26 protein-coding genes are annotated in these 26,704 nt (G+C 53.3%); 8 read left to right on the top strand and 18 right to left on the bottom strand.

Going from position 1 to position 26,704, the window contains the following annotated elements; all coding sequences use genetic code 11:
- Positions 1 to 86: 86 nt before the first annotated feature.
- Both TERTU_RS10945 and TERTU_RS10950 read right to left on the bottom strand, forming a co-directional pair.
- A complete protein-coding gene (locus TERTU_RS10945; protein WP_037988023.1) occupies positions 87 to 707 on the bottom strand; it encodes an L-threonylcarbamoyladenylate synthase in 621 nt (206 codons plus the stop codon).
- 38 nt (positions 708 to 745) lie between these two features.
- On the bottom strand, positions 746 to 1,573 hold the full coding sequence (locus tag TERTU_RS10950; RefSeq protein WP_015820088.1) for a PHP domain-containing protein: 828 nt from the start codon (positions 1,571 to 1,573) through the stop codon (positions 746 to 748).
- 136 nt (positions 1,574 to 1,709) lie between these two features.
- Between TERTU_RS10950 and TERTU_RS10955 the strand changes: the two genes are divergently transcribed.
- From TERTU_RS10955 to TERTU_RS10980, 6 genes are all read left to right on the top strand, one after another.
- The gene (locus TERTU_RS10955; RefSeq protein ID WP_015820662.1) at positions 1,710 to 2,438 is read left to right on the top strand and encodes a VC0807 family protein; all 729 of its coding nucleotides are present in this window, start codon (positions 1,710 to 1,712) and stop codon (positions 2,436 to 2,438) included.
- 48 nt (positions 2,439 to 2,486) lie between these two features.
- A complete protein-coding gene (locus tag TERTU_RS10960) occupies positions 2,487 to 2,786 on the top strand; it encodes a YciI family protein (RefSeq protein WP_015817569.1) in 300 nt (99 codons plus the stop codon).
- A 22-nt stretch (positions 2,787 to 2,808) separates the two neighbouring features.
- Complete coding sequence (locus TERTU_RS10965; protein WP_041590207.1) at positions 2,809 to 3,510, top strand: TIGR04211 family SH3 domain-containing protein; 702 nt, start codon at positions 2,809 to 2,811, stop codon at positions 3,508 to 3,510.
- Positions 3,511 to 3,543: 33 nt separating this feature from the next.
- Positions 3,544 to 4,146: a peptidylprolyl isomerase gene (locus TERTU_RS10970; RefSeq protein ID WP_015818702.1), complete on the top strand. Its 603-nt coding sequence runs from the start codon at positions 3,544 to 3,546 to the stop codon at positions 4,144 to 4,146.
- Positions 4,147 to 4,149: 3 nt separating this feature from the next.
- Positions 4,150 to 4,917: a pyridoxine 5'-phosphate synthase gene (locus TERTU_RS10975; RefSeq protein WP_015816920.1), complete on the top strand. Its 768-nt coding sequence runs from the start codon at positions 4,150 to 4,152 to the stop codon at positions 4,915 to 4,917.
- Between the two features lie 104 nt (positions 4,918 to 5,021).
- Positions 5,022 to 5,798, top strand: a complete 777-nt coding sequence (locus tag TERTU_RS10980) for a TrmH family RNA methyltransferase (RefSeq protein ID WP_015819403.1) — start codon at positions 5,022 to 5,024, stop codon at positions 5,796 to 5,798.
- Between the two features lie 73 nt (positions 5,799 to 5,871).
- Here the strand turns inward: TERTU_RS10980 and TERTU_RS10985 are convergent, their stop codons facing one another.
- The 9 genes from TERTU_RS10985 to TERTU_RS11025 form a co-directional block, all read right to left on the bottom strand.
- A complete protein-coding gene (locus TERTU_RS10985) occupies positions 5,872 to 7,119 on the bottom strand; it encodes an MFS transporter (RefSeq protein WP_015818015.1) in 1,248 nt (415 codons plus the stop codon).
- Between the two features lie 196 nt (positions 7,120 to 7,315).
- A complete protein-coding gene (locus TERTU_RS10990) occupies positions 7,316 to 8,602 on the bottom strand; it encodes an ammonium transporter (protein WP_015817516.1) in 1,287 nt (428 codons plus the stop codon).
- Between the two features lie 237 nt (positions 8,603 to 8,839).
- Positions 8,840 to 10,930: a transglutaminase TgpA family protein gene (locus TERTU_RS10995; RefSeq protein ID WP_015817361.1), complete on the bottom strand. Its 2,091-nt coding sequence runs from the start codon at positions 10,928 to 10,930 to the stop codon at positions 8,840 to 8,842.
- 24 nt (positions 10,931 to 10,954) lie between these two features.
- On the bottom strand, positions 10,955 to 11,932 hold the full coding sequence (locus tag TERTU_RS11000) for a DUF58 domain-containing protein (protein WP_015817667.1): 978 nt from the start codon (positions 11,930 to 11,932) through the stop codon (positions 10,955 to 10,957).
- 13 nt (positions 11,933 to 11,945) lie between these two features.
- On the bottom strand, positions 11,946 to 12,878 hold the full coding sequence (locus tag TERTU_RS11005) for an AAA family ATPase (RefSeq protein ID WP_041590208.1): 933 nt from the start codon (positions 12,876 to 12,878) through the stop codon (positions 11,946 to 11,948).
- Positions 12,879 to 12,935: 57 nt separating this feature from the next.
- Positions 12,936 to 13,913: a hypothetical protein gene (locus TERTU_RS11010; protein ID WP_041590209.1), complete on the bottom strand. Its 978-nt coding sequence runs from the start codon at positions 13,911 to 13,913 to the stop codon at positions 12,936 to 12,938.
- A 15-nt stretch (positions 13,914 to 13,928) separates the two neighbouring features.
- Positions 13,929 to 15,137 (bottom strand): O-succinylhomoserine sulfhydrylase, encoded by a 1,209-nt coding sequence (locus TERTU_RS11015; protein WP_015819756.1) that lies wholly within the window; start codon positions 15,135 to 15,137, stop codon positions 13,929 to 13,931.
- Between the two features lie 104 nt (positions 15,138 to 15,241).
- The gene (purF, locus tag TERTU_RS11020) at positions 15,242 to 16,762 is read right to left on the bottom strand and encodes an amidophosphoribosyltransferase (RefSeq protein ID WP_015817993.1); all 1,521 of its coding nucleotides are present in this window, start codon (positions 16,760 to 16,762) and stop codon (positions 15,242 to 15,244) included.
- Between the two features lie 21 nt (positions 16,763 to 16,783).
- A complete protein-coding gene (locus TERTU_RS11025) occupies positions 16,784 to 17,281 on the bottom strand; it encodes a CvpA family protein (RefSeq protein WP_015817456.1) in 498 nt (165 codons plus the stop codon).
- 216 nt (positions 17,282 to 17,497) lie between these two features.
- Here TERTU_RS11025 and TERTU_RS11030 point away from each other — a divergent pair, with 216 nt between their 5' ends.
- Together TERTU_RS11030 and TERTU_RS11035 are read left to right on the top strand one after the other, a co-directional pair.
- Positions 17,498 to 19,156 carry a response regulator gene (locus TERTU_RS11030; protein WP_015820262.1) on the top strand — a complete coding sequence of 553 codons (1,659 nt, stop codon included), beginning with the start codon at positions 17,498 to 17,500 and terminating at the stop codon, positions 19,154 to 19,156.
- A gap of 33 nt (positions 19,157 to 19,189) precedes the next feature.
- Positions 19,190 to 20,200 (top strand): sulfite exporter TauE/SafE family protein, encoded by a 1,011-nt coding sequence (locus TERTU_RS11035; RefSeq protein ID WP_015818696.1) that lies wholly within the window; start codon positions 19,190 to 19,192, stop codon positions 20,198 to 20,200.
- 76 nt (positions 20,201 to 20,276) lie between these two features.
- On the opposite strand, the gene TERTU_RS11040 is transcribed toward TERTU_RS11035, so the two are convergent.
- From TERTU_RS11040 to truA, 7 genes are all read right to left on the bottom strand, one after another.
- On the bottom strand, positions 20,277 to 20,801 hold the full coding sequence (locus TERTU_RS11040) for an SPOR domain-containing protein (protein WP_015816928.1): 525 nt from the start codon (positions 20,799 to 20,801) through the stop codon (positions 20,277 to 20,279).
- A 9-nt stretch (positions 20,802 to 20,810) separates the two neighbouring features.
- Positions 20,811 to 22,121 carry a bifunctional folylpolyglutamate synthase/dihydrofolate synthase gene (locus TERTU_RS11045; RefSeq protein ID WP_015818619.1) on the bottom strand — a complete coding sequence of 437 codons (1,311 nt, stop codon included), beginning with the start codon at positions 22,119 to 22,121 and terminating at the stop codon, positions 20,811 to 20,813.
- A 48-nt stretch (positions 22,122 to 22,169) separates the two neighbouring features.
- A complete protein-coding gene (gene accD, locus TERTU_RS11050; protein WP_015817218.1) occupies positions 22,170 to 23,039 on the bottom strand; it encodes an acetyl-CoA carboxylase, carboxyltransferase subunit beta in 870 nt (289 codons plus the stop codon).
- A 41-nt stretch (positions 23,040 to 23,080) separates the two neighbouring features.
- On the bottom strand, positions 23,081 to 23,896 hold the full coding sequence (trpA, locus tag TERTU_RS11055) for a tryptophan synthase subunit alpha (RefSeq protein ID WP_015817683.1): 816 nt from the start codon (positions 23,894 to 23,896) through the stop codon (positions 23,081 to 23,083).
- Positions 23,897 to 23,912: 16 nt separating this feature from the next.
- Positions 23,913 to 25,127, bottom strand: a complete 1,215-nt coding sequence (gene trpB, locus TERTU_RS11060) for a tryptophan synthase subunit beta (RefSeq protein ID WP_015819964.1) — start codon at positions 25,125 to 25,127, stop codon at positions 23,913 to 23,915.
- Positions 25,120 to 25,746 carry a phosphoribosylanthranilate isomerase gene (locus TERTU_RS11065; protein WP_015820480.1) on the bottom strand — a complete coding sequence of 209 codons (627 nt, stop codon included), beginning with the start codon at positions 25,744 to 25,746 and terminating at the stop codon, positions 25,120 to 25,122. Before TERTU_RS11065 ends, trpB begins: the two co-directional genes overlap by 8 nt.
- A 93-nt stretch (positions 25,747 to 25,839) precedes the next feature.
- Positions 25,840 to 26,700: a tRNA pseudouridine(38-40) synthase TruA gene (truA, locus tag TERTU_RS11070; protein WP_015819057.1), complete on the bottom strand. Its 861-nt coding sequence runs from the start codon at positions 26,698 to 26,700 to the stop codon at positions 25,840 to 25,842.
- Positions 26,701 to 26,704 lie beyond the last annotated feature (4 nt).

Below are 26,704 nucleotides of genomic sequence, written 5' to 3' on the forward strand. Positions count from 1 at the left end.
GAGAAAATGATAGACCTAGCAGCTGCTCAGTAGATCGCGCGCCATGCCCAATTTTGGCTGGCAGGCTAGCGCTGACCGTTGAAGAATCAGCGGAAGTCGCTGATATCGCCGCACCCTTCGCGCATAACCTGCGGCTCATCGCCGGTGAGATCAATCACACTGGTGGGCTCAAGACCGCAAAAGCCACCGTCGATAACCAGCTCGCATTGATGCTCAAGGGTATCGCGGATATCGTACGGGTCGGTGAGCGGCAATGTGTCACCGGGCAAAATCAACGAGCTGCTCATTAGTGGTTCACCCAACTCTTCCAGCAGAGCCAGTGCAATAGCGTTGTCTGGCACCCTCATACCGAGCGTTTTACGTTTTGGGTGTTGCAGCCGCCGGGGGACCTCGGAGGTGGCATTGAGAATAAATGTAAACGGCCCGGGCGTATGGCTTTTAATAATCCGATAGGCCGTGTTGTCTACGCGAGCGTAGTTCGCCAGCTCGGACAGATCCCTACACATCAAGGTGAAGTTATGATGTTTATCCAGCTGACGGAGCGCGCGAATCCGGTCCAGCGCGAGCTTGTCGCCAATATGGCAGCCCAGCGCGTATGCTGAATCCGTCGGATACACAATCAAACCACCTCGCCGCAGGATGTCGACAGCCTGGCTGATAAGTCTCGCTTGTGGGTTTTCCGGATGGATTGAAAAAAACTGCGCCATTCGTTTTCCTTGTTGCTCAAAGTATTCGGGCTTGCGCCTTACCAAAGTTCCCATACAGGCCTCACCTGCGCAGGCAAGCTGCCGCTGCAGCCGAGCTCCTGCCAGGGTTGGTCTGGAAGATGGAAATCGCTTCCAATTGAAGCGGCCAAGCCATATTGGATTGCGATTTTAGCAAGATTATCTGCCATTCCGACAGCCTGCCTGCCATTTACGACTTCCAAAGCCAATCCACCGCTGGCGGTAAAGCAATCGACGAGGCGGCAAAGCTTGGTTCGCGTCATTTTGTATTTTGCAGGGTGCGCGAGTACCGGGATCCCCCCGGCTGACACCACCCAGTGGACGACCTCCTCAACAGACGGCCATACGTTCTTCACATCGCACGGCTTCCCTGCCCCCAGATACCGCTTGAACGCCTGGTTCACATTGCTCACGTGACCTTCCCGTACCAGATAACGTGCGAAATGTGGGCGCCCCAGCGTCTCGCCACACGCTAGATCGGTTGCCCCTGCAAGTGCGCCAGCTATCCCCGCTTTAGCGAGTTTTTCAGCGATGGCTTCAGCCCTCTGCTGACGGCGATGCTGAACATCTGCAACCGCGGCATGAATGTCTGGCAAACCCAGGTCCAGTGACAAGCCTACAATATGAACACCGCAACCATTCCACTGGCTCGAGAACTCAATACCGGGGATAAGGTCGATACCTTCAATTGTGGCTTGTTTTGCTGCCGCTTCAAGGCCACTCACCGTATCGTGATCGGTAAGCGCCAATACATCCACTTGTTTGGATTTTGCCCGCACCACCAGCTCAACTGGGCTGAGAACACCATCCGAGTGGCTGCTGTGGCTGTGAAGATCATAAACCTGCAAAAGATGATGCCTGTCTTAAACTTATTGAAAGTTCGAGTGTACCGGAAACTGTCGGCCAGGTGCTGGCGGATTTCGAGTTAACAGTGCATGCCATTCCTGTTAGCATTCGCGCCTACCAAGTAGGAGTTGTTGAACCATGGCGAAGACCGATAAAAAAGAAAACCCTTTTGTTAACCTGCTGATCAACGTCATTATCCCTACTGTGATACTGGTAAAGTTCAGCGGTGCAGACTACCTCGGCCCCAAACTCGGGCTCATAGTTGCACTGGCGTTTCCGATTGTTTACGGAATTTATGATTTCGTCCGCACCCGCAAGGTCAACTTTTTCTCCGCTTTTGGTGTGCTCAGTGTGATTCTGACTGGCGGCATGAGCCTGCTCCAACTGGACCCAAAATATATTGCGATCAAAGAAGCCGCGATTCCGCTGCTGTTTGGCGCCGCCACCCTGATATCGCTCAAAACCCCCTACCCTTTAGTAAAAACTTTTTTGTTTAACGACGCCATTTTGCAAACCGATAAAGTGCATCACGCGTTGGAAGAGCGCGGTAACCGGGCGGCATTTGAACGTACATTGGTGTACGCCTCCTACATGATTGCAGGCTCTTTTTTGCTGAGTTCGGTGTTGAACTACGTATTGGCTAAAATTGTATTGGTCAGCACACCAGGCACAGAAGAGTTTAACGCGGAGCTCGGCACCATGACGGCGTTAAGCCTTCCGGTAATTACCATTCCATCGATGCTTGTTTTGTTCGGCGCACTCTTCTATCTGTTTCGCCAAATCAAGGCGCTGGCAGGCTTGAGTCTGGAGGACGTTTTTGTCGATCCCAGCGAAAAAACAGATAACAACGCCGAACCATCGGCGTAATAGACTGCCAATAAGCCATCGCAACTAATAAAAACAGGGGATACCACCATGCTATACGCCATAATAAGTGAAGATATTGAAGACAGCCTCGCGAAGCGCCTATCCGTCCGCCCCAAACATCTTGAACGCATTCAGGCACTGCGCGACGAGGGGCGCCTGGTTCTGGCTGGCCCTCACCCGGCAATAGACGCCGAGAACCCCGGCGAAGCCGGATTTTCCGGTAGCTTAATTGTCGCGGAGTTTGAATCGCTCGCAGCCGCGCAAACCTGGGCAGACACCGACCCCTACATAGACGCAGGTGTCTATGCCAAAGTGGTGGTTAAGCCATTCAAAAAAGTACTGCCATAAACGAGCGCGACGGGAATCGATCATGAGTCTGAAACAACGTTTAAGGAATTGCGTATATTTAGCCACCCTTGTTTCAGGTAGTGTGCTGCTTTCTATCTCTACCCATGCACAAGACGAACAACAATACGTCACCGATATTCTGCACGTGCCGCTGCGCAGCGGCGAAGGCAACGAGTATCGCATCATAAACAAGGGTATACGCAGTGGTACACCCCTGACTATTCTGGAGGCCGGCAGTTCCGAAGAATGGGTAAAGGTACGCACGCCACAAGGCGTCGAAGGATGGATTCGCAGCCAGTATTTACAAGAGAATGAGACGGCAAGCCGCGTCGCCGCGAAAATGGAATCGCAACTGAAGCGCGCCAACGAAGAAAATGCGCGCCTGCAACAGGAAGTCAGCAATTTAAAAAAGCAAGCTCAAACGCTGCAACAAACCAGCGATAGCGCACAAAGCGCGGAGCGGGAAATGGCAGAAGAGCTGCAGAACATAAAAACCCTCTCTGCCGGCGCTATTGATCTGGAAAAACGCTACACCGAGCTGCTCGAACGCCAGCAATTACTGCAAACGCAAAATGATGTGCTTATCGCCGAAAATGAAAATATCAAGGGTGATACCAGCGTTAAGTTCATGCTGTATGGCGCAGGTTTGATCATCATAGGTATATTGACCGCGTTGATTGTGCCTGCGCTCACAGTCAAAAAACGCCACTCCGAATGGCGCTAATTTTAACGACCTACCATTAGAGACTTTATATCCATGCTAAAACATGTGCGTTTTATTGGGCTGGTATTCGCTGCGTTCTGCGTTATCGGGAGTGCAGCTGCCGCAAAAAAAGAAGCAAAAGATAACCCGCAAGTTGTGTTCGAAACAGACCTGGGCAAGATAACTATCGAACTGTTTGCCGACGAAGCACCAAAAACGGTGGCGAACTTTTTGAGCTATGTTGATAGTGAGTTTTATGTGGGAACCATTTTTCACCGTGTCATTCCCGGGTTTGTGGTGCAGGGCGGCGGCCTGACCTACGACTTTAAACACAAGGAAACAAAAGATCCTGTGGTAAATGAGTCTGCCAACGGTTTAAAAAATCTCGAAGGCACACTTTCCATGGCGCGGGTGTCTGACCCGGACAGCGCGACATCGCAGTTTTTTATCAATGTGGCCAATAACCCACACCTAGACCCCGATGGCGATAAAGCGGGATACACAGTGTTTGGCAAAGTGGTCGAAGGCTTCGAAAATGTGAAAAAAATTGAAAAGGAACCCCGCGGCATATACCGCGCCTACCCAGAAGCGCCAAATTACCCGGTCCGAGTACTTCGCGCGTACCGCCTCAAGGCCAGCGAAAAGGTTAACCCCTAGACCATGAGCCAGATTTCTCTCAGCGTTAACCTCAACAAAATCGCACTGCTGCGCAATTCACGCGACGGCGATTTTCCTTCGGTCGTCGAATTCGGCAAACGCAGCATCGCTGCCGGGGTACAGGGCTTGACGGTGCACCCTCGGCCGGATCAACGGCATATTCGCCCGCACGATGTGCGGGAATTGGCGGATCTGGTACGGCAACACGCAGCGCAACATCTGGAATTTAACATCGAAGGCAACCCTTTTGCCCCAGCCCGCGATGATTATCCTGGTCTTGTCGAGCTGGCAATTGAGACACAACCGCATCAGTGCACGCTTGTCCCCGACAGCGACGCGCAAAAAACCTCTGACCACGGCTTCGACCTCAACGAGAGTGGCGACAAACTTCAACCGCTAATAACCCGCCTTAAAAACGCCGGTATTCGCGTGAGCCTTTTTATGGACCCGGACCTGGCTCAAATAGAGCTTGCAGCAAAACTGGGCGCAGATCGCATAGAGCTATACACCGGGCCATTTGCACATGCCTTTACTGAAAGTGGCGATGCAGGCCAGGCGGTGTTTGAAGCCCACAGTAAAGCGGCAATACGAGCAACGGAACTCGGTATGGGCGTGAACGCTGGCCACGATCTCAATCTGGACAACATGCAGTTGTACAACCAGCTACCAGGCCTACTCGAAGTGTCTATCGGTCACGCGCTGACGGTAGACGCTTTATTAATGGGTTTTGATAACACGATCGCTGCATACCTAGCGGTGTGTCGCACGTGACCTGACTCCTCTGGCTGCGTTGGCGGAAGATCATATTTTGCTCTTAACTCATTGCCAGCCAGCCCCAAAACTTTGCAGGAAACACCTCTAACTCAGCCACTCAGATGCAAGACTCCCCCGAATACCTCGCCCGAAAAAAGTTTTTCAATCGTCTGCTGACCATCTACGGCCGCAAGCCCTGCCTGGAAGCACTTCAGGACAAGCACGTCCAGGTTTACCGACTCCATTTATCAGAATCCAACAAACCGGCACCGATTCTCGACGAAATTATTGCGCTGGCAAAAGCGCGCGGAGCTGAAGTGCTCTACCACGATAAACGCCAGCTGTCGCACATTTCGAAGAACAGCAAGCAAGACCAGGGTATAGCAATGGACCTTGTACTTGCGGGTTTCACCGAACACGAGGATTATCTCGCGGACTTCACTCCCGGGGAGCATACCTTTATCGCGTTGGACAGCGTTACCAACCCACAAAACCTCGGCATGATTATTCGTTCTGTATGTGCCTCACCGGCAACTGCGCTTATTCTGCCTCGCAAAGGCTGCGCAAAGCTTGACGCTCTGGTCATTAAAGCCAGCGCCGGCACTTTATTTAAAGCGCCGGTAATTCGTTGCGACACCCTCATGAGCTGCCTGCAAGCCTTCAAAACGAAAGGTGCCTGCGTTGTGGGGTTAGCGCTAGATGCGAAAACCAGCCTCGAAAACGAATCGTCTGCGGGTACAAGAATTTATGTGCTGGGCAATGAAACAGACGGCATCAGCCCCGACGTGTCGCGCCTGTGCGACGAACAACTGAAAATTCCAATGCGCAATGGCGTGGAATCTCTGAACGTCGCAGTCACCGCAAGCTTAATTGCGTTTCGCTCCCTGCTGAGACAATAACCCATCACCAGAAAATGTTGGGCCAGAAAATTTTGGGCCAGGTAAAACAGGTCTGCCCCTTGTATCAATGGGGCTAACCGGGTTTGGATGTTTCGCTCGGCGCCGGTTGTTCCAGTTTCCACAAGGCACCACCGAGCATTAACAATATACTGACTGCCACACTGGCGGCACTCATAATAATAAACAGCTTCGCCAGTGGCACCACAGTGATTGCATAGCCGGTAACCAGCGCGCCGAGAGGGGCCATACCGAAAAGCGCTACCTGGTATAGCGACATAAAACGCCCTTTCTGCTCAGGCTTGGCCATAGACTGCAAAGTTACCCTGCAATGCGTCGACGAATAACCCGCAATCCAGCCCCAGAAAATAATTAACACGTACAAGCCCGCGTAAGTAGGTTCGCGCGACAGACCATAGCCCGCGATGGCAGTGTAGAGAAGACTAAATAGCGCCCCGCGGCCGGGATACTGCAATACAGGTTGCCGCAGTAGCGTGAAATAGGCCACCAGCATCCCAACTACAAAACTCAGCTGTAAAAACCCATACTGCACAGCGTTAAACCCGTAACTGTCGCGCGCCATTACGGGTATCGCCACTAGAAACAAGCCCATGTGCATGAAGCCATTAAACGCGACCAACAGTAACAATTGCCGTACGCCTTTATCTTTGAAGGCCGCCTGCAAACCAAGACGAAAGTCGGCCATTGGGTTATGGCTATCGATACCGCCAAAGGCAATGCCCGCAAATGCCGGGGAGCGATGCAATTGCAGCAAACTGACCAGCGCGAGCGCAGTAAAACCCAATTGAGCGACGCAAACCATTAGCAGGCTCACCTGCTCAGACAATGACGCGAACAACACACCCAGGCTTTGTAATGTGAACTGAACGATGCTGGCGCGAGTGATTTTTACCTGGAGGCTGTGGCGGGACAGCTCGCCAATTATTTTTTCTCGTACCGGCTGCAGAAACGCGTTGGCACACCCCACGCCGACGGCATAGACCACAAGCCCAGCGAAACTGAGCGAATCCAGCCAAACCAGGGCTGCCAGCCAACCGTAAGCAAGCAGCAAACCGGTTTGCGCTGCGGCCATAATTAAGGCTGGGCGACCCCTGTCTGCCCAGACCCCGGCAACCAGCATGAGTGCGATATTTGGCAACAGTCCTGCAGCTTGTACCCAGCCTACTTCGCTGGACGTTAAACCAACTACGCCGATGGACAACCACGCAAGTAAAACCTGGTGCACGCCCAAAGCAAAGGCCGTCGCGCCATGCGCAGTGAGAAACAAGCGCAGCGCGGTAAAAAGTTCGCGGGATATAGACAACGAAATAAAACCTCCAAAAAAAAGAGCCACTTGTATCAAGTGGCTCTTACTTTATACCTTACTGTACCCATCCTACCTGCACACCGGCTCAAGCCAGGGACTGTTCAAGCAGGTTGAGCATCTTTGGGAAACACTCTGCGCGTTCGCTTGCCTTGCTCTGCCCAAGGAGGATAAATCGGATACGATGCCTGAGTTATCAGTACTTGTAGCCAGTCTCTTCGTGAAGTACCAAATCCAGCCCCTGAGTCTCAGCATCTTTATCGACCCGGATACCACCGGTAATAAAGCCAGTAAGTTTCAGCAGCACGAATGTCACCACCGCAGTGTAAGCACCCGTTGCCAGTACACCTATAGCCTGCACGCCCAACTGAGCGCCGATTGTCGCATTTTCGCCGCCAAAACCGAAACCAGAAAAAACACCCAGCGCTGGCGAACAGAATATACCTGCGGCCAAAGTCCCAAGAATACCGCCCACGCCATGCACAGGGAAAACATCCAGTGAATCGTCTATCACTAGTTTACGCTTAATAAATTGAGTTGCGTAAAAGCAGATAACACCAGCGCTCAAGCCAATAACCAACGCTCCTCCAGGGCCAACATAGCCGGACGCAGGGGTGATTGTACCCAAACCAGCAACCATACCGGTGACAATACCCAATACACTCGGCTTGCCGAATTTAGACCACTCCATGGTCATCCAGGCCAAAGACCCTGCGGCAGCAGAAATATGCGTAACCATCATCGCCATGGCAGCGTCACCATTAGCCGCAAGTGCACTTCCCGCATTAAACCCGAACCAGCCGACCCAAAGCATTCCGGCGCCGGTAACGGTCATGGTCATGTTGTGAGGCGGCATGGCAGTTTCAGGGAAGCCACGGCGATTGCCTATTACCAGGGCGCACACCAGCGCAGCGACCCCAGCGGTGACGTGAACCACAGTGCCGCCAGCGAAATCCAGCAATCCCATTTGCGCGAGCCAGCCGCCACCCCATACCCAGTGACAAACAGGCGCGTACACCGCCAAAATCCAAAACGCGCTGAATATAAGGACCGAAGAGAATTTCATTCGCTCGGCAAAAGCGCCCACAATGAGCGCGGGCGTGATGATGACAAACGTCATCTGAAACATCGCGAACAGTGACTCCGGAATGTCTCCCGCCAGGTTATCTTTACCCATGGCGCTGAATAGTAGGTTGCTCAGGTCACCAATCAGCAGATTACCTTCTCCGAACGACAGGGTATAACCCAGAATAAACCAAAGCAAAGAGGCGAGGCACGCAATAGCGAAACACTGCATCAAAACCGACAGTACATTTTTGGTGCGCACCAAGCCACCGTAAAACAGCGACAGACCCGGCAAGGTCATAAATAAAACCAGAGCGGTCGAGGTGAGTATCCAAGCGGTGTTGCCGCCGTTTAATTCGTCCGCGAAGGCGACGCTGGGCGTTGCCATAAGCGCGAGCGCGCGCAGTGAAGTCTTCATTTATCGCTCCAGAATTTTAATTATGTGTGCAGAGGAACGGCACCAGTTTTATTGAGCGAGATTGCACCGGGCGGGAAATCCCGAGTTTTTGTTGTTATCAATCTCTTACTGCCCCACAGTGCATGCACCACGGAGGGGCGCAAAGATACCACAGGTCTCTTTTTATTTTAATATTGCACCAAACTAAATCGCGAGATTACCAGGAACCAAACCGAGGGGTTTGATACACAACAATCGCTACAGGGCTTTAACCGCGCGGCGCAGCTCGTCGAGCCTGACCGTCTGACCTCTGTAAGCGATAGCGCAATAGATGGTTGCCACTTTTTGCCAGGGTTCGCTGAGTGACGGCAATTGCATCGCGACCCGGTGTGAATACTGCGTTAAAGTTTCGCCGGTGAGTCGCTCGCACCCGCTGCGCGCCATCTTCTCCAAGGCGCGAACGATGAGTTGATCATGCGGCGCCCGCCTCACACGTTTGAACACCCATATGCTCAACAAATAGTACAAAGCCAGCAAACCTCCGATGGTGCCGCTAAAAAACAACCCCACCCGCCATGGGTCAGTACCGCCGAGTAAACGCGATAAAAATCCAGCTTGATTGGCAGAATCGTAGCCCATTACCCGCATCTGCCACAGGTAATCCCACTCTTCCATCTTGGCCTGCAGCAATGCCACCATCGCCATCCCCCGCAACCGCAGCAATGCCCCGCCAACCAGCGATGACTCATCAGAGCTGAGTGCGTCGAGTAAAGAACTTTCAATGCGTTCGGGGGCGACCGCCGCCGTCGGGTCTACCCGCCGCCATCCCTTCCCGGCCAGCCAAACCTCCGCCCACGCGTGAGCATCCGACTGACGCACCACTAGATAGTCTCCTTCGGCGCGGTACTCACCTCCCTGGTAACCCACAACAACCCGCGCTGGTATACCCGCTGCACGCATCAGAAAAACAAAGCTCGACGCAAAGTGCTCGCAAAAGCCCCGCTGTGAATCGAACAGGAAGCGGTCGACGGTGTTATCGTCGAGAACGGGCGGACGCAACGTATAGGTAAGATTCGCCCGATAGAACGCCAGCGCCTGCTCAATCATCGCCTCGGGGCCTAACCCGGCATCTCGCCACTGCTGGGCCAGTTCACGCGCTCGCGGATTCACCTTAACCGGCAGCAGCAGGTTCATTCGCTGCTCAAACGGTGTCAATCCACTTGCATTCACCGTATAAACTGGCAGTGATCTTACTTGATATTTCACACGAGAAAATATTGGTAAATTGCTGATAATATTATAGTTTTCTGAAAACAAAACTTCAGTGTTACTCGCGTCAGCCCAAACAGGTACCATTAAGCCAAACAGCCATGAGTACTGGTGAGGCTCCAACAGTATTGAGTAATTGTAGGTATCGACCTCCGCCAAACGGCTGCCATTGAACTCGCTGCCGTCAGCGAGCCTGATCTCACTTTCCGGGTGGGGCCTGCTGGCTTTAGTCGCGCCTTGGGTAACGCGTTGCCAGGGTGCTCCACGACGAGACCAGGTGGAGCCATCGAACTTATCAAGCACCAGGCCCCGCCAATACCTGTCGACCGGCGCCGGCATTCGGCCGGATTCGAACGAAGCGCGAAATACAATATCGTGACTGCTAACCAGGCCGCTGAGCTCTCCCGGCGACATACTTTCACTAAATCCGGTAGTACCGGTGCCGCTCAATGTGGGGACCGCCCACAGCTGGCCCAGCCTGGGCATAACCAAAAACAGCACCAGCATCACAGGAAGACTCTGCAATAACAGGTTGAAGGCAGCGCGAAGTTGTTCGAGGAAGCTCACCTCCCGCTGCCGGTGCAGCGATTGCAGTGCGGCAATCAATAGCACACAGCAAAGTAAGGTATAGACACTTTGAAAAAAACCCTGCGCCAATAACAGTTGGGTTGCTGCCGTGACGAAACCGATATAAAGCACAAGTAGCACGCTCGAACGAGTTCGAACTTCCACCAGTTTTAACACAAACGCCAGTACCAGAAGCCCGATCATTGGCTCCACCCCGATACTGGAAAAGCTCAAAACGAGGCCGATCATCCCACCAACACCGAACACAGCCTTTGACGATGAGCCAGGAAATGGCCATACCCCGCGGTGTACCTGCAAGCGAATCACCACCGCGCACAACCAGTACACAACGAGCCATTTGGGAAGATACAGAAACAGCGGTAATATCGCCGCGCCCTGGGCGACGAACATCCACCACAACGTTTGTCGCGAAACATGTTCACGGGCGAAACTACCCGCCCGGATACCGGTTTCGCCCGCACCTGCCTGGGCACTTGATGGGGCAGCGTTCATGCGGACCTCATAAGAATTCGGTCCTCACAGGCCATACACCGCAAGATGGTTGAGTACTCTGCGGGTATGCTCAACGCCCTTGTCCGGCGCCAGCACCTGATTACCCAGTCGCAGCCCGTAATAGTCGTCATCTGCAGCGAATCTGAGCGCCCAATAGCACAACCCGGCCAATTGGGATTCCAGATCACTGACCGGCATCGCTGCAATATCCAGCCACCGTTCCTGGGTCACGCTTTGACTGAAATCTTTGACAAACAGCCCCTTCTCCTGAGCCAGATGCTTCCAGGAAACACGCCTGAGACCATCGCCAGGCACGTAAGGACGTAGACCGTGATAATCCTGCCCACCACGCAGCGGATGCTGGCCGTCGCCCTCATTGTCCCCTATCACCGCCGAGCGATAACTCATTTCAATTGGCGCGGGGTACACCAGCACCTGTACGTCCCAGTTCAACCAGGTCCAGCAGCGGAGAATCCCCAACGGATAGAAGGTTTGGACTCTCATACGCGCTGGACTGTGCCAACCCCGAACATAGGTGCTCGACGGCACCGTCACCGTCACGGATTCTTCAGGCGCGACATCGACTCCCACTACCGCCTCATCTTCGTCCTGCCAACAAATTTCGATGTTTTCCACATAGCGCGATCGCGTTGAGCGCAAAGTAAACGTGAATTCAGCGAGTTCACCCGCATGTACCGGCGCGACACCGGCAAATTCCAATTCGAGGGCGTTAAGATTCGCGTGGGTTTGCAGGATAGTGACGATCATGATGCTGGACAGTAGAAACGCCAGCGCCAAAATGAGGTTGTTCTGGTAGTTTGTACCGATCAACCAGAGCAGCAAAATGAGCCCGATGAACGCGAGACCGCGCTTAGAGGGGAATATATACAGTTTGTCCCGGGTCAGGCGGTGTAACTTCTGCGACTGCACGCGCTTGTCGATGAAACGAAAAAAGCGCGCCTCATAGTGTTGCTGCAAATCTGCGATCCAGCCACGAAACATTTAACGGATGGCCTCAGGCAAGCACATCGACACTGTTCAACAAATGCTCGACCAGCGCGTCTCCACTGCGAACCGAACGTTCGGCGGAGCCGGAAGGCAACCCGCGAACCCGGTGCCCCACCACGGGTGTCATCACCGCTTGAATATCGTCAGGCAGCAGAAAATCCCGTTGGTCGATTAGCGCCCAGGCCTTTGCCGCACGCAACCAGGCCATTGCGCCGCGGGGTGAGATGCCGTAAGTAAAACTAGCATCGTGGCGCGTGAAATCCACCAGGCGCTGCAAATAATCCAACAGCTGGTCAGTAGCCTTAATGCTTTCAACCTGCGCTTGTAACCCCTGCAACTCTTCCATATCCATTACCGGTTCGATTTCCTGCAAGCGACCTCGTGGATCAGCACCTTTCAGCAGTTGCTGCTCGGCGGCGCGTGACGGGTAGCCCAGCGAAACACGCATAAGAAACCGATCAAGTTGCGACTCAGGAAGCGGATAAGTACCCGCTTGAGTTTGCGGATTTTGTGTCGCGATAACGAAAAACGGGGTTGGCAGTGGCCGGGTTTCCCCCTCTACGGTGACCTGTTGTTCTTCCATTGCTTCGAGCAGCGCACTCTGGGTCTTCGGCGTAGAGCGGTTCACTTCATCTGCCAGAAGCACCTGGGTAAACACCGGCCCGGGCAAAAAACGAAAATTGCTGTTTTGGCGATCGAATATAGCCGCGCCAAGAATATCTGCAGGCAATAAATCGGAGGTAAATTGTACGCGCTGGTAGTCCAACCCCAATACCCGAGCCAGGCATTGCGCCAGGGTCGTTTTCCCCATGCCTGGGAGATCCTCAATCAAAAGGTGGCCGCGGGCCAGAAGGCAGGCGACAGCAAGTTTGACTTGGTGGTGTTTACCGAGCAGTACACTGTCGACAGTGTGTAACAAGTTATCTAAATTTTTTTTCATATAAACAAAGTCTAGCAGGCTGACTGGAGGTTATGAGCCTATGTTGTGGCCGGGGAGCTAGCGAAGTTGAATATTATCGAAATAGAGCGTGCGCTCTTCGTTTAGACGATACGTATAAATAATCACCGCCTTCATCCTGGTCAAATCCATTTCGCGGGTGCGCGGCGCACTGCGGACTTTGTCCAACGAAATTTCTACGTGCTGAGCGCCCGGTTTGAACTTGTACATTCGATTAAATCGGTCAGGGTACATGTGATTGTGGGCAATATCGCTGATGCGCACAGTGACTCGCGCGACAGTTTGCGACGGGTTGAACACATCAAAACTGAAAACCGTGTAGTTCGACCAGTCGGGCTCCACTTCGAACAAGTGCAAACCGGGCCAGTCACCGGGGAATTGATCCAGCCGGGCAACATTGGAGTCATGCCCTCGCCATGCTACCGGTGGGGGCACTGCCTGCCAGCGCGCGGTGTCTGCTGCGCGTACGAATCCGTTGAGCCAACGGTTATCAAAATCAGCCAGCACTGGAAACTGCTTCTGACGCTGGTTTTCCGCCCAGTGCACCCGTAACGGCGTCGATAAATCGATCCACATCAACGCAAACGCCAGCAGCAGGCAAATCCACCGTAAGGGCCCGTTCGAAAGGCTGCTCAGATAGAGCGAAAGCCCCGCAGAGGTACCGAGCACATCGAGCCAGAAGTCGCCCCAACTGGGGCTTCGCCCGACCAGGGCCTGAACCAATTCAGCGCCGCCGCCGAAAGCCAGGCAGAGACCGAACACCCAGGGTACGACTCGTGTGGGAGGAATTGAAAACAAGAGGTGGAGACAAACGCACAGTGCCAGTGAGAGCGTTAGAAAGATGAGCCCGTGACCGGCATCCTGAAGCGTGTACCAGAACAAGGTGTGGCCAGGGAGATGATAAACAAAGAGTAACCACGAATTAAAAACCGCCAGCAGAGCGAGAACGAAATAGCCCAGCCGGCGTTTTTCCCGAGGCTGACCCAGATGGGGCAGGAGTAGTCGGTACCGCACCATGAAACGCGTTCAGCGCTACAGCAAGGAGAGACCGCGGTCGAGATCTTTTTTCAAGTCGTTAATACTTTCCAGACCGACGGCAACCCGAATTAGGCCCTCGGAAATGCCCGCTGCAGACCTCTCCTCATCGCTCAAGCGGCCATGAGTTGTGGTTGCTGGGTGAACGATGGTGGTTTTAGCATCGCCTAGATTGGCAGTCAAAGACATGATGCGCGCCGCATCCACAACCGTCCAGGCGGCTTCCCGAGTATTAGGCAGCACTTCGAATGACAGCACTCCGCCAAATGCGGACTGCTGCTGTACAGCCAACGAGTGCCCCGGATGCTCTGGTAAGCCCGCATAGTTAACTTTGCCTACTTTGGGGTGTTCGTCCAACCACTGTGCTAACGCCAACGCGCTCGCCGAATGAGCTTCCATACGCAGGCGCAGCGTTTCGAGCCCTTTCACGAACACCCATGCATTGAATGGGCTCATCGTCGGGCCACATGTGCGCAGAAATGCGGTAACTTCAGCCATCTGGTCTGCCCGTCCGACGACCGCGCCTCCCATGCAACGCCCTTGTCCATCAAGGAACTTGGTTGCCGAGTGCACGACTATGTCGGCACCTAGCGCCAGGGGTTTCTGCAGTGCAGGCGTACAAAAGCAGTTATCGACTACCAGCAGGCAACCGTTACTGTGGGCAAGATCGGCCAGTTTGCGCACATCGGCAACATCGCAAATGGGGTTGGACGGTGTTTCCAGGAATAACAGACGCGTGTTGGGTTTGAGGGATTGCTCCCAGGCCGCCAAATCCGTCAACCCAACGAGATCCACCTGCACGCCGAATTTCTGCAGATATTTGGTAAACAGTACCGTTGTGGTGCCAAACACGCTCCGCGAACAAACCACGTGGTCCCCCGCAGACAACAATGCCATGCAGGTGCTCAAGATGGCCGCCATGCCAGACGCAGTTGCAACACCTGCCTCGCCGCCTTCCAGCGCCGCAATGCGGTCTTCAAAAGTACGTACTGTAGGGTTGGTATAACGGGAATACACATTGCCTGGGTCGTCTCCACGAAATCGCGCGGCGGCCTGGCCGGCGGAGGCGAATACAAAACTGGAGGTCGTGTAGATAGGTTCGCTGTGCTCACCTTCCGGCCCCCTCACCTGCCCAGCGCGCACGGCCAGGGTGTCCAGTTCTGCGCCGGCAAGAAAATCGAAACTATCGCTGTGGTGATCGGTCATTGTTGACTCCGAAGATCTGGGAATCCATTGGGATGCGGGTTGATTTACGCGAGCGTGAACGCGCCCGCGCAGTGTAGAGGTGTCGACGTCAGGGCGACGTCTAACTAGTCGTTGTGAATACCTACCATTGCGCTGTCGCTGGTTTGTAACTGACGGTCGCGCGCGGCCTTAACTTTATCGTTGCGTGCAGCGTCAAGACGGCCGAAATAGGTCTCGTCCACATCGCCGGTAACGTATTCTCCGGTAAAGACGGAACAATCAAACTGATTGATTTCCGGGTTGCCCTCTGCGGAAGCAGCAACAAGGTCGTCGAGATCCTGATAAATAAGCCAGTCTGCGCCGATGGCTTCGCGCACTTCCTGTTCCGTACGACCGTGGGCGATCAACTCTTTTGCACTCGGCATGTCGATACCGTAGACATTGGGGTATTTAACTGGGGGAGCCGCAGACGCGAAGTACACTTTTGCTGCACCGGCGTCCCGGGCCATCTGAATAATTTGTTCGCATGTGGTGCCTCGCACTATGGAGTCATCCACAAGTAACACGTTCTTGTCGCGAAACTCCAGATCGATCACGTTGAGTTTCTGCCGCACCGATTTTTTTCGCAACTGCTGCCCCGGCATAATGAAGGTACGACCGATGTATCGGTTTTTAACCAGACCTTCGCGGAATTTGACACCCAGCGTCTGAGCGACGGCTTGCCCAGCGACTCGACTACTATCGGGGATCGGAATAACCACATCGATATCGTGGTCGGGGCGTTCGCGCAGAATCTTCTCTGCCAGGCGTTCGCCTTGACGCAAGCGCGCCTTGTACACGGAAACGCCATCCATAATCGAGTCTGGGCGCGCAAAGTACACATGCTCGAAAATGCAGGGGGCGCAACGCGGATTCAAAGCGCACTGGTGGGTGGTGAGAACACCATTCACATCAATATAAACGCACTCGCCGGGGGCGACATCGCGTACCAGTTTAAAGCCGAGCACGTCCAGAGCGACGCTCTCGCTGGCGATCATGTAGGCACGACCCTGGTCGGTATCTCGGTAGCCGTAGACCAGCGGGCGAATGCCGTTGGGGTCGCGAAACGCAAACACACCGTAATTGGCGATCATGCCCACCACGGCGTAACCGCCGCGCGCGCGGTAGTGTACACCGCTCACCGCTTTAAACACGTCCTCTGCTTCCGGGCGCATCTTGCCCTGCAACTGAAGCTCATGGGCGAACACGTTCAGCAACACTTCCGAATCCGAATCGGTATTCACATGACGTAAATCCCCCTTAAACAGATCTTCGGAAAGTTGTTCTGTATTGGTCAGATTCCCGTTGTGAGCCAGTGCAATCCCGTAGGGGGAGTTCACATAGAATGGCTGCGCCAACGCCGGGCCGGTACTGCCCGCGGTGGGGTAGCGCACGTGCCCTATCCCCATGTTGCCGATTAACCGTTGCATATGACGCGTACGAAACACGTCCTTCACCAGACCTACCGCTTTTTGTTGCGCAAACTTTCCCGCGTGGCAAGTCATGATACCTGCGGCGTCCTGGCCGCGGTGTTGGAGCATGGTCAATGCATCGTAAAGAGCCAGATTTACATCGGATTTACCGACAATTCCAACAATACCGCACATAGTTAAACCTTAAAGTACGCCTCAGTTAAGTAAGCTCGATGCCGCCGCAGAAATTTCTTTCGCGGCAGCCCGACACCAGTCTTCAAATTGCATCAGTGAAGGAATCAATTTCGATTCCTTCCACCATGGATCCTGATCTATCGGCAAAATGCCGGGCACAATCAGAATAATAGCCATCACTACAACAAAGCCCCGCACCAGCCCGAACATCATGCCAAACAGTCTGTCCGTACCCGACAACCCGGTCATACGCACCAACTCGCCAATCAGGTAATTAACCATCGCCCCTACAATTAACGTTGCTGCGAAAAGCGCTGCAAACGCAGCCATATCTCGCACTGAAGGGGTTTGTATATGGTCGATTAATAGAGAGGATAGCTGATCGCGGAATGTCATGGCGACGAAGAACGCCAAGACCCAATTTGCCATCGATAAGGCTTCTTTTACAAAGCCGCGTTTGAGACTTATGAGACTGGACACTACCAGTATTGCGAGAATAACCCAGTCTGCCCAGTTCATTCGGTATGCTTGCTCGAGGTGCTAAAAACAAGGCGCAATTCTAGCAGAGCGCGCCCAGTTTCCCCAAGTGCGAGTGATATAAGATTACAGGTTTTTATAGCCCACGCTCCTTCCCGCTATGGTAATGTTCTACAATAAACAATGTGCACCGAGGCTGTAGCTCGCAGTTCGGGTCAACCCCTAATCGTCAAAAATCCAGGACACTGCCAGCCAGGCATGAAGCAGATCGAAATCATCAAAACCTACAGCCAAAAACGCTGCCTGGTCGTAGATGATGTGCCAGACATCCGCACATCACTCAAACGCATCCTCATCGACTTCGGTGCGAATGACGTTGACACAGCGGGCAACGCTGAAGAAGCCATCGACATATGTCACCGCCACCAATATGACCTCGTTCTCGCCGATTACAACCTTGGCGCAGGTAAAAACGGCCAGCAATTACTCGAAGAGTTACGGTTTCACAAGCTTCTGAAAAACACAGCGCTCTATGTCATGGTCACCGCAGAAAGCGGCAGCCAATACGTACTGCACGCTTTGGAATACCAGCCCGACGATTATCTCGCTAAGCCGGTCAGCCGCGATGGTTTGCGCCCTCGCCTTGATGCAGCGCTGTTAAAAAACGAAGCCCTGCTAAATGCCAAACGCGCGCTGGACAAGCAGAATCCACTCCTGGCAATTAAGGCATGTACGCAGGTTATTACCAGTAAGAGCCGCTACAGCAACGACGCTCGCAAAATGCTCGGTGAGTTACTGATTTCTCAGCGACGCTTTCAGCAGGCTCTCGAGGTTTACCAATACTTCCCAGCAGGGCGCCAACCCATCTGGTGCCGACTCGGCATCGCGCGCGCTCATACCGGGCTACTCGATTACGCCACGGCTGAACAGCATTTGCAGGCGCTGATCGACGAGAATGCCCGCTGTGTAGAGGCGCACGATTTGTTGGCCGAACTCTACGAACAACAAAACCGGTACCAACAGGCACAGCAGGTGTTAACGGATGCTGTGGCTATATCGCCCCGCTCCACCGAGCGACAGCGCGAAATGGGTCGTATCAGTCTGCGTGTCGGGGACGACCTCGCCGCAGTTCACGCCTACCGCTACGCAGTAAAACACAGCCGTAACAGCTGTCGCGAGCTCCCGGAAGACTATTTGTACCTTGCGCAAAGCCTTACCAATGTGACGCGCGCGCAACCGGAAACACAAGACAAATTTTCGAGCGAAGCACTTGAAACCCTAAAGGCAGTAGAGAAAAAATATGGCACCCAACCGGTTGTTGCCATGCGCGGCAGGCTGGTCGAATCGGAAATTTATCGCAGCCAAAACCAACCGGAGCGTGCCGACTCAACCACCAGCGAAGCTCTAGACATCCTCCACAAAATGAAGTTCAGCGCCATACAAAATACGCCAGTGGAACTGTGTATCGATTGTGCGCGCGCGTTTATGGCACAAGGGCAATACGATGCAGGCGAGATGCTGCTACAGGAACTGGCCCGTATAAACAAAGACCCTGCAATCGCGGTTCGCATTGACAAACTACTACGGGAGCCGGTGACCCAAGAAGGTATCCAGTACGCCACCAAGTTAAACAAGCAGGGAATCTTGCATTATCAGGCGCAGGACTACGTCGGAGCGGTAATTGCCTTCCGTGATGTGCTGCGGGAACTCCCAAACCACATTGGTCTAAACCTCAACCTTATTCAGGCTATCGTCAGTAAATCCCGCGGCGGAGACTTGAGTGACGAAGATGCGACAGTGATTACCAGCAGCTTTCAGCGCATTGGCAATATCGACGTTAATTCCAGTTATTACGACCGTTACGACTATCTGAAGCGTCACTACCAGAAGTTGTCGCAAGCCGACGGCGAAAGCTAGCCGAACACCGCGCCCTGCCCATAGAGATACCCTGTGCGACTCACCTCAAAACTGTCTCAAGCTGCGCTCTTCGCGTTGAGCCTTGCCCTAGTACTAACCTGTTACTTCCTGTTCTTCGGGAGGTTTGTTGCGTCTGCATGGCAATCGCCGCAGTGGTTAATCGCGCCGATTATGGCGTTGGGCTCTTTTGTTGCCGGAGCCACATTTCTCGGTGGCGGCGCCGTTGCTTTTCCGGCCCTCACAAAAATACTCCACGCGGACCCCTCGGTGGCCAAATCTTTTTCACTCGCAATTCAAAGCGTCGGCATGACGTCCGCCTCGCTATACATTTTGCTGCGAGTACGAAATCTCCCGTGGAATTTTATCGGTATTTTCCTCCCGCCAGCATTCGCAGGAATCGCCTTATCGCTCGCTATCATCGAGCCATACATTGCCGCAACAGATTTGCGTGTGATGTTTACCCTTTTTGTGCTGGGGTTTTTGGCAATTTATTTGTGGGTGTACCGGGATAGAAAAACACATTATGTGGATATACCGCCGCTCTCTCGGCTGGATATACAGCTGACCCTAAAAGCTGGATTTCTCGGCGGTGTACTGGCAGGTCTGTTGGGTTCCGGCGCAGACTTAATCGCTTTCTGCTTGCTCGCGCTCTACTTCCGCCTGGATTTAAAGCTCGCGACTCAATGCTCTGTTATTGTTATGGCCAGCGTGTCACTGGTCGGCGTTCTCCTGCAAGGCACTGTGTTTCAAACACTGCCCGCGGAACTCACGCCCCTGTGGCTGATTGCCGCCCCTGTTGTGCTTCTGGGAGCACCTATTGGAGCGGAGTTTTGCCGCCGCATAAAACCGCGAAATCTGCTTCTATTTGTGTGTTCCATCGTATTCGCAGAAGTGATTTCGACATTGGCTCTGGTTCCTCTGGAGCCAACAAAATGGTGGCGCTACTTTGCGTTCGCGCTTGTTATTGGATTACTGCTAACCACACTTCACCGGATAAGTAACCGTAAGGATCACCGTAGTCAGCACCCGGCAAAACCAGAATAGCTGCAATTGAGAAGAAAATTTAAAGGTGAGTACCGATCATAAAATCAGTCTAGAAATATAAGAAAAGCGCAACAATTCAAGGCTTAAACTTCAACAGGATGGTCGACAACCCATATTTTTTTTCGACCTCGGCCTTGATCTCATTTAGTTTTGCTTTGTCCAGGTTAGGACCGATATAGAGACGCTGCAGCGTACCCCGATCGGTTTTCACTTTGCGCACGTAAGCACTATAGCCGTCGTCGATAAGTTTTTGCTGCATCTGCTCCGCATGGCCGTCGATCCGATAACTGGCGACCTGAATTACCCAACTGTTCGGCACGTTGCGCGCGTCGAGCACAGGTTCTGGCTCAGCACTCGCGATATCTTTTTTATCGTCGGGAATATACATTGCCGCGGGCTCGGGGGCTTCCTCGTCCGGTTCGATCACCGGTGGCGCAGGCTCAGCAATCACCACCGGCTCGATGCTCGGCATCACCGGAATTTGGGTTTGCTTATTTACTGGCTCAATACGTTCACGGTCGAATATCAGCGGCACAAGCACAACGGCTATCGCCACCAATACAAATGCACCGATAATCCGTTGTTTTAACCCGTCGTCCACAGCTTGCCTCTATTGGATTTCGTTTAACACGTTCGCTACGGTGTAAAAGGAGCCAAATACCAGTAATCGCTTGGCCGTCGAAGCTTGCGCACTCGTTTTCACGCCACTATCGTCGCTGGTCGAAAAAAAATCGCTGGTATGCTCTAGAGCATAGATGTTTTCCGGGGCAACGCCCAACTCCAGCAGCTGCGCGCGAAATTGCTCGGGGGTTGCGGCTCGGGGTATATCCGCAAGTGCGAGCAGGTACCAGTGATCAACCCATTGCAGCATCGGCTGCAACGCCGCCGCAATATCCTTGTCGGCCATCATTGCCACCAGTGCGTCGAATTTTTGCGCCTCATAATTCGCGGCCAGATTCTTGGCCAGCAATTGAGTAGCCGCCGGATTGTGAGCAACGTCGAGCACAACCTCGGTACCGTCCGCGAGAAACTTTCGCTGGAAACGACCCGCCAGTGCTAAGCCTGAGATCGTTTGGTCCAACGCAGCACCGGGGACCGCATAACCTTCGAGACTAAGAACTTGTAACGCAGCAGCCACGCTAGATAATGGCAGTGCGCATTCCACCTGGGACGTGCTATTCGTCGTTTCTGCATCTGTCCAGAAAAAGCGGACACGCCCTGCTTCCTGCAAAACATGGAATGCAACGTCAATATAGAAAGTTTCTTGCGGTAAAATCTGGGTTAGATTTTTCGGAGGGTTCGGTTCCGCGCAAACGACGGGAATACCAGGGCGGATTATACCGGCCTTCTCCACTGCTATAGCTTCACGGGTATCGCCCAGCCAGTTCTGATGGTCCAGATCAATGGAAGTGATTACCGCAACATCTGGGAAAAAGCAATTGACCGCATCGAGCCTACCACCAAGGCCAACTTCCAGCAGCCAGTAATCCACACCAGCATCACGAAAAATCAGCGCCGCCGCCAAAGTACTGAATTCGAAATAGGTTAAGGTGAGATCGCCCCGCGCCAAGTCAATTCGTTCGAACGCGTGAATAATTGTGGCATCACTTACCGGAGCACCATTGATACGGATTCGCTCATTGTAGGCAAGAATGTGAGGTGACGTGTAAGCCCCGGTGGTTTTACCAGCGTGGGCAAATAAGGCTTCGCAACTGGTCACAAAGCTGCCCTTACCATTGGTACCAGCAACGGTAATCAATTTACAAGCGACCGGAGCCGAATCATCCCGCGACTGCATTACAGGCGCAAAACCCAGGGTACGAGCAACGGTGGAAATTCGGGAAAGCCCGAGTTCGATCTCTGTGGGATGAAGTGTTTCAAGCCACGCGAGCCATTCATTCAAAGTATTGTGTTGCGGCAAAGGGGAAAAACTCGCGTGTTTCTCTTGTAGATGAGTAAACGCCCGCAGTTAAACTGCGGGCTGATTGGTTAACTTGGCAAGTATGGAGGCCAAACGGTCACGCATTTGTGCCCGAGGTATAATCATATCGATAGCGCCGTGTTCCAGCAAAAACTCGCTGCGCTGGAAACCTTTCGGTAATTTCTGGCGAATGGTTTGCTCAATGATTGCCGGACCGGCAAAGCCTGCGCGAACTCCAGGCTCTGCAGCATTGATATCGCCAAGCAACGCCAAGCTCGCCGATACACCACCGTAAACTGGGTCCGTCATTACCGACACAAAAGGTGTACCCTGCATTTTCATGCGCTCGATGACCGCACTGGTTTTTGCCATTTGCATGAGCGAGATCAGCGCCTCTTGCATACGTGCTCCGCCCGTCGCGGAAAAACACACGTACGGGATATTATTCTCTAGCGCAACCTGGGCCGCTCGGGTAAAACGCTCACCCACCGCATAGCCCATTGAACCGCCGTGAAATGCGAATTCGAATGCACTGGCAACAACAGGCAAGCCTTTCAAAGTACCTTGCATGGCAACCAGCGCATCTTTTTCGCCGGTTGTTTTCTGAGCAGTAGTTAGGCGGTCTTTGTATTTTTTAACGTCTTTGAATTTCAGACGATCGATAGGTAACACATCTGCGGCTATTTCTTCACGCCCTTCAGGGTCCAGGAAAATATCCAGTCGGCGGCGCGCACCAATTCGCATGTGGTGTTCGCACTTGGGGCAAACATCCAGATTTTTCTCCAGCTCAGGGCGGTAAAGTACAGCAGTACATTTACTGCACTTTTTCCACAAACCTTCAGGGACCTTGCTCGCACCTCGGGCCGCCTGACCACTGGAACGAATACTACTGGGAACAATTTTTTCTAACCAACTCATATTATCTCTCTTCGGTTGTTCGCCACGCGCGCCGCACAATTCTATTGGGCAAGCTCGTCCAAACCTGCGCGGATGGGCTCAATTAATTGTTTTAACGTCTCGCAAATTTCATCAATGCCGGCTTGTGCCTTATCACCCATGGCATTTACAAGAACACTACCAACCACTACACCATCAGAGACCGCGCCCACCGCTTGCGCAGAGGCCTTGTCCTTAATGCCAAAGCCAACCAGCACTGGCAGCGCAGTGTGTTTACGAATATCGGCCAGCTTGGACTCCACCGAGCCAATATCTAAATGGCCTGCGCCCGTTACGCCCTTCAGGGACACATAGTAAACAAACCCTGCTGCCAGCTGAGTGACATCAGCAATGCGTTGATCTACCGTTGTCGGTGCGATCAGAAAGATACTGTGCAAGCCATGTGCCTTCAGTTCAGCATCCAGATCTTTTGCTTCTTCTGGCGGCAAATCAACGGTAAGTAAGCCGTCTACGCCACTCTCGGCTGCTACCGCGGCAAGCGTCTTATAACCCATTCGCTCAACAGGATTCGCATATCCCATGAGCACCACCGGCGTTTCGGAATCGGTCTTCCTAAATTCGGCGACCAGCGCCATAGCGCTGCTCAAGCTCGCGCCATTACCCAAGGCGCGCTCGTGGCCGCGTTGAATCACTGGCCCTTCGGCCATCGGGTCGGAAAACGGCACACCCAGTTCGATAACATCGGTACCTGCCTCCACCAAGGCATGCAACGCGGGGAGCGTTACATCCGTGCGTGGATCGCCATGAACGATGTAGGTTACTAGGGCTTTTTTGCCGCTGGCTTTTATATCGGCCAGACGTTTTGAAATTCTATTCACGTTTACTGGCCTCTCACTAAACTTCAATGCCGTCGATTTGCGCAACGGTCAAAATATCTTTGTCACCGCGCCCGGATAGATTGACCACGATCACCTGGTCCTGCGCCATCTGGGGTGCAAGTTTCATCGCATATGCTACTGCGTGGCTCGATTCCAGTGCGGGCATAATGCCTTCCACACGTGTCAATTTGCGGAACGCATCCATGGCCTCATCGTCGTTGATGGCAACATAGTTAACCCTGCCCACGTCTTTTAACCACGAATGTTCTGGGCCTACGCCCGGGTAATCCAAACCAGCGGACACCGAGTGGGTCTCAATAATTTGACCATTCTCATCTTCCATAAGATACGTGCGATTGCCGTGTAAAACACCTGGAATGCCGTCATTCAATGGTGCCGCATGCTTGCCCGTTTCGACACCGTAACCACCAGCCTCGACGCCGTACATGGCAACGCTCTCGTCTTCCAGCATCGGATGAAACAAGCCAATAGCATTAGAGCCCCCACCGACACACGCCACCAGCGCGTCGGGCAGCTTGCCGGTCATCTCCAGACTCTGACGCCGAGCTTCACGCCCGATCACACACTGAAAATCGCGAACCAGTTGCGGGTACGGATGTGGGCCTGCGACGGTACCAATGATGTAGAAAGTATCATCGACATTGGTAACCCAATCCCGCATTGCCTCATTCATTGCATCTTTGAGTGTCTTCGATCCGGATGTGACTGGAACGACAGTCGCACCGAGAAGCTTCATACGGTATACGTTAAGCGCCTGACGCTTAACATCCTCAGCGCCCATAAACACAACGCACTCAAGCCCAAGGCGTGCAGCAACGGTCGCTGTAGCAACACCGTGTTGACCAGCTCCGGTTTCGGCAATTACACGCTTTTTACCGGTAAATTTTGCTAGGAGCGCTTGCCCAATGGTGTTATTGACCTTGTGCGCACCGGTGTGATTAAGATCCTCGCGCTTGAGATAGATTTGCGCACCGCCCATCTGCTGCGACAGGCGCTCGGCGTGATACAACGGTGAGGGACGGCCGACATAGTGCGCGAGATCGCGATCAAATTCGGCCTGGAAATCCGGGTCGTCTTTTACACGATCGTAAATTTCTTGCAACTCATCCAACGCATGCATCAGGGTTTCCGAGACAAACCGACCACCGTAGATTCCGAAATGGCCGCGCTCGTCGGGAAACGCGGAGAAATCAATTTTCTTCTCAGTCACTTATCAACTCCGATTTCGCGCTGGTTATAAATGCGCGAACTTTATGTTTATCTTTTATGCCTGGCGCAGCCTCAACACCGCCACTAACATCGACCGCACTTGGCTGGGCAATTTTTACCGCTTGAGCGACATTGGATGGCGAGAGCCCGCCTGCCAATACGAGCGGCTTCGCCGAGTTATGAGGAACCCGCTCCCAGTTAAAACTCTCGCCGGTACCGCCTGGAACACCCTTCTTATATGTATCCAACAAAATTCCGCTAGCGCCAGCGTAACGGTTTATTTCAGTCGCTAAATCAATATTTTGCTGCATTCGCACCACTTTCATATAAGGGCGTTCAAAACTCTCACAGAATTCAGGGGTTTCTTCACCATGAAACTGCAAGAGGTGCAGCGGAACGGATTTAAGAATTTGCTCCAGGTACTGCTTTTCCGGGTTAACAAACAATCCAACCACCGAGACAAAAGGACCCACACTTAACGCGATGTTTCGCGCCAATTTAAGGCTGCAGAGATGTCGCGGGCTCGGTTCGTAGAACACCAGGCCAATGGCATCTGCGCCAGCGTCTGCAGCGACTCTCGCATCGTCCTCTTGGGTAATGCCACAAATTTTTACGCGCACTCGAATTCTCGAATCAGGAAAAACGCCGAATGTTAACAGAAACGACGATTAATTTGGCGGCCGCTCGTGGTAATTGTCTGCGGTTTAACACCATTAACCGCAGAACTGACTGAACATCGCACGGTCCATCGCAGCTGGAATTTTAAATGCTGCGGGGTATTCCACCGCCACCAGCGACAACCCCCAAGGCGCAGCGGTGGGGGCTGCAAGCGTTCTATCTCGCGCCGCTAACAATTGTTCAATCCAGCTGGGTGACTGCAGTCCCCTGCCGACTAACATCAAACTACCAATAAGGTTTCGAACCATGTGGTGTAAAAATGCGTTTGCGCGCACTCTAAACAGAATCAGATTACCGTAGCGTTCAAAAGAGACTGCCTGAATCTCACGAACCGGACTGTGCGCCTGACACTGCGCAGCGCGAAACGATGAGAAGTCGTGCTCACCCAAGAGACTTTCAGCGGCCAGCTGCATTCGCTCAACATCCAACGAGTGCCCGGTCCAGGTCAGCTGCTGACTAAAAAGCGCCGATCGCACAGGTTCCGTTTGTATCCAATAGTGGTAGGTACGGGAGAGTGCGCTGAAGCGCGCATGAAAGTGAAAACTGACAGGCATTGCCCAGGTCACCCGAACAGCGTCTGGCAGGTGCGTATTTACACCTTGGAGCCACGCTTTGAGGGGTCGACTCGACAAGGTATCAAAGTGTATTACCTGCCCCGATGCGCTCACGCCAGCGTCCGTGCGTCCGGCACACACAAGGGTCACCTCTTCTGCCGCAACCGCGCTTATCGCGCGCTCCAACCTTGCTTGCACCGTGTCCGGGGTAGACGCTTGTTTTTGAAACCCTCGAAAAGAGGCGCCCAGATACTCAACGCCCAGAGCAACGCGCTGCATTCCCTCAGGCACCAGCATACCGGGAAGCACTTCTCCGTTAGGTTTATATAGCTTTTGATTCACACAC

The sequence above is a fragment of the Teredinibacter turnerae T7901 genome (assembly GCF_000023025.1).
GTDB lineage: Bacteria > Pseudomonadota > Gammaproteobacteria > Pseudomonadales > Cellvibrionaceae > Teredinibacter > Teredinibacter turnerae_B.